General features: G+C 69.3%; 2 protein-coding genes. One reads left to right on the top strand and one right to left on the bottom strand.

Going from position 1 to position 4,116, the window contains the following annotated elements; all coding sequences use genetic code 11:
• Positions 1-371 precede the first annotated feature (371 nt).
• Positions 372-881: a transglycosylase SLT domain-containing protein gene (locus C3492_RS43655; protein WP_103818101.1), complete on the top strand. Its 510-nt coding sequence runs from the start codon at positions 372-374 to the stop codon at positions 879-881.
• A 155-nt stretch (positions 882-1,036) separates the two neighbouring features.
• Here C3492_RS43655 and C3492_RS43650 read toward each other — a convergent pair whose 3' ends face one another.
• Positions 1,037-3,646, bottom strand: coding sequence for a DEAD/DEAH box helicase (locus C3492_RS43650; protein ID WP_103818100.1), 2,610 nt, complete (start codon positions 3,644-3,646; stop codon positions 1,037-1,039).
• Positions 3,647-4,116 lie beyond the last annotated feature (470 nt).

Below are 4,116 nucleotides of genomic sequence, written 5' to 3'. Positions count from 1 at the left end.
GCTGCCCCCTTCCGGGTGGAGCAAGCCCGGCCGGAGGCCTGATTTTCAGGCTCTCCGCGTGATGCCACCCACGAGAGGCAGGTCACGTCCTAAGCGGGATCGTAGAACCGCACAGCGGTGTACGCACAGAAAAGCAGCGGAATGACCGAATTAGGGCAATTTCTACGTCCTTGGGTAGTAGGTCACATTCTTGCCTCCCGTTCTCGCGGTCGCTAACCATGTCTGTCGTCGCCGCAAGCAGCGGGCCGGACCGGGCGGGATCGCCGGGGCCGTCCTTGTTCGCCGCGCTGTGCGGGGCCTCGCCCCGACGCCCGACAGGCCGCGACCGGATGACCCGGCCGGCGCCTCAAAGACGTCCCGTAGGAGACCCCATGACCGCGATCACCCCTGCGTCCCGCCTCGCCCGTCTGCGCAACCTGGCCGTCACCGGCCTGGTCACCACCGGCGCCGCGGCCGCGGCCCTGACGCTGACGCCGGCCACCGCCCACGCCGCCCAGGCCCCCAAGGCCGCCCCCGCCATCGCCTCCAACGCCGCCGACCCCGCCGGCGCCAAAGGCGCCGCGAACAACCTCGACGGCTGGATCAAGCAGTCCCTGGCCATCATGAAGGCCAAGGGCATCCCGGGCACCTACGAGGGCCTGCACCGCAACATCATGCGCGAGTCCAGCGGCAACCCCAACGCCCAGAACAACTACGACGTCAACGCCAAGAACGGCACCCCCTCCAAGGGCCTGCTCCAGGTCATCGACCCCACATTCAAAGCATTCCACGTCGCCGGCACCGCCAACAGCTCCACCGACCCGGTCGCCAACATCACCGCCGCCGCCAACTACGCCGCCCACCGCTACGGCTCCATCGACAACGTCAACTCCGCGTACTGAGCCATTGCAGCGGAACTTCGCCCAGCGACAAGCTGCTGCTCGACATGAGCGTCAAGCAGCAGCCTCCTCGACAGGTGACAACCCGCCCGCCAAGGTGACAACCAGCGTGAGCCGGCTCACTCGGCACGGTCCCATTCGGCGTAGAGGCTCCCGGGTTACCAGCGCATGCCGAGTTGGTCCAGCGCATCGCGCCTGTCGGGGGTGAGTTTGTCGGCGCGGCGGCGGATGTTGTCCAGGAACGTCCCCAGCTTGATGCCGACCTCCACGCCGTCTATGTCCAGGCGCTCGATGTGCTTCCGGGCGGGGCGTAGGTGTCCCTCGCGGGCGTGGAACTGCCGCGCGGCGCGCACGTTGAGCGCCCACTTGCCGTCTGCGGTGAGCTTCCCCGGCCGCGCCCCGGGACCGGTGGGTTCCAGCCCGAGCGTGCTGCCCAGGAGCCATCGCTGCGCGGGGGAGAGCTTGTCCCATCCCTGCCGCTGCGCGAGCGCCCATGCGCCAAGGTCTTCGCCTTGGACGACGAGTTCACCGGCTGTCTCGGGAAGGGCGCTCCCGGCCCGGACGTGGATGCGGGCGAGGGTGAAGCAGCGCTGCCAGACCACGTCCCACCCCAGCGGGCACCATCCCGGGTCGATGGCCTCCAAAGCCTCCAGACGACTCTCAGGAAGCTCCCCAACACCCACCGGCACCGTTTCACCGGCGGCGCGCCGCTCGGCGTTCTCCCAGGTCCTGCGGGCCGCCGCACGCTGGTTCTTGGCCCATACCCCGATCGGGTAGCCGCCGTCCCCCACCGCCTGGACCGGGGGCAGGAAGTGCCCGTGGGCGGCGGCCCACGCCCGCGCAGCCGTCAAACCCTCTTCCCACGCGACGTCGTGGTGGGACCACACCATCCCCAGCGCGTCCAGCTGCTTGACGCGGGAGGCTTCCAGGGTTCCTGCGTTGTAGTAGCGCCGCTGATCCGCCAGCCACCGCCCCAGCGGAAACCCGGCGACCGCGCCGGCCGACCCGCCCCCGCTCTCCCCCTCACCCCCACTCTCGCCCTCGGTCTCGCCCATCACGTAGTCGTACGGCACCCGCAGCTGCCCGCCGCCCCTCTCGCGCCGCCACCGGGAGGCCGCCGCGATCCCGCGCCGCCAGTACGTCTTCTCCGGATCGATCACCCGCAGGCTCACGAACTGCGCCACCAACGCGGGGTCGCGCGGGCTGCTGAAGCGGAGCAGTCCCGCCGCTGCCTGGCTCACCCACATGTCATCCCCGGCGCCCTCCTCCGCCTCAGCGCCGTCGTCAACGTCCTCGTCCTGGTCCTCGGCGCCCTGGTCCTCGCCCACGTCGTCCAAGTCACCCAACACCGCCCCAGACGACGCCACTTGGGCGTCCTCGTCGCCGGCCCGGCGTCTGCTGCGCTGCCGTGGATCGGCCAGCGCCTCGATCATGTCCGCGTCGTGCGCCCGCAGCGCCCCGAGCACCTTCGCGAGGGTCCCGTACGCATCCGACGTCAAAAGGTCATCGACATCCTCATCCGGCCCGAGAAATACCGGCACCACAAGAGACGCCAGTTTCCCCTCTCCCGGATTCATACGCAGGGCACGCCCGACCATCTGCACGATGTCGACCATGGACCCCCGCGCATCGCAGAAAGCGACCGCATCACACTGCGCCGTATCCACGCCTTCCCCCAGCACCTTCACAGAGCTGAGAACACGCACCGCCGCCCGAACATCCGACCGGGCACCACCGATGAAATCGGACCCGAACTCATCCAACACTTCACGCCGATACCCAGGAGCGTGGTCCCCGTAGAGCCACTCCGACCAGACCCGCTCCGCCGACGGGAACAGCTCCGGGTCCTCCTCGGCGAGCCGGGCCGCCACCGAAGGAACACCCCGGGCCATCGCCTCCACCTCAGAGACCCGGCTGTGAAACGTCAGGATGCGCCGCAGCCGCTCCCGCGCGGCAGCCGTCAGCAGGCCGGTCTGCAGCGCTGCGAGCCGCGCCCCGCGCACCCGGTCAGACCCCGCGGCTTCCTCGGCGAGCGCCGCGTACAGGCCGGGGTCCCGGATGTCCAGGCACACCACCTGATACGGCGCAACGATCCCCCGCCGCATCGCCTCCGACAGCTTCAGCTCATACGCCACCGGCCCGAACACCGGCGAGTCCCGGTCCATGGACGCCACCAACCGGGGCTGCTCTCCCTCGGCCTCCCACACGCGGGGCGTCGCCGTCATGTAGAGCCGCCGCACCGCAGGAATCCGCGCCTGATGGTGCACCGCCGCCCACGGCTTGAGCCCGTCCCCACTCGTTCTGTGGGCCTCGTCAACGATCATCAGGTCCCACACCGGCAGACCCGCCTTGTGCGCCTGCTGGAGCTTGCCCAGACCCACCGCCGCGTACGTCGCGAACACGGTCACCTGCTCCAGATCCTGCACCCACGACAAGAGTTCATCCGGATCGGTCGTGCACGGGATGCCGTCCGACTCCTCCGCCCGCAGGTCGCACACCCCGACCATCGCACCCCGCCGACCACCCCGACGCCACGCGCCGGCCATCTGCGTCAGCAGGTCCCGCGTCGGCACCAGGACCAGCACCCGCCGCGCGGACAGCCGCCGCGCCGATTCCACGGCGATGAGCGTCTTGCCCGATCCGGTAGCGGCGATTACCTGTGTCCGCAGTCCCTCCGGGGGAATGCGCCCTCCGGGCGGGTCCTGAAGGTGATTCACCACGGCGTCCGCGGCTTCCGCCTGATGCGGGCGCAATTCGATGTGAGGCATTCAGAGGCCCGCTTTCTGTCTGGACTGTAGAGATGACGAGTGGAGGGTTCCTGTTTTTGGCAGAGAAATTGACGGATCGGTATTTCCTCCACCCGTGATGAGGGGAGGGGCCCGAGGGAGAGGGTGCGTGCTGAGCCCAGACTCTATCCTGAATCTGCATCGTGACGCACGACGATTCGGGAAGGTTCGTGGTGTTACCCCCTGTTGGGGCCCCGAGTTGACGGTTCCAGGGTCCCGGCTGTGCGAGCAGATTGACATTGCGTCAGTTCAGTGCCCACCAACAGAACCCGGCGCCTCCCTCTTGCCGATGCGACTTCAGGCGGGCGCGGAGCGCACGCCGTTCGCCCGGGGGCGGGGCGCGGAGCGGCCCGGCACCGGGCAGGAATCCGGCGGAGCCGGATTCCCCTCGACCGCGTCAGCGGTCGAGTCCCGGAACGGAGTTCCGGACTAATTCCGCGCTTGCGCGGAAT

Origin of the sequence: Streptomyces sp. Ru62 (genome assembly GCF_002920615.1) — a bacterium.
In the GTDB taxonomy this organism is placed as follows: domain Bacteria; phylum Actinomycetota; class Actinomycetes; order Streptomycetales; family Streptomycetaceae; genus Streptomyces.
Note: the sequence above shows the minus strand (reverse complement) of the source record. Positions and strands in the feature narration are given on the sequence as shown.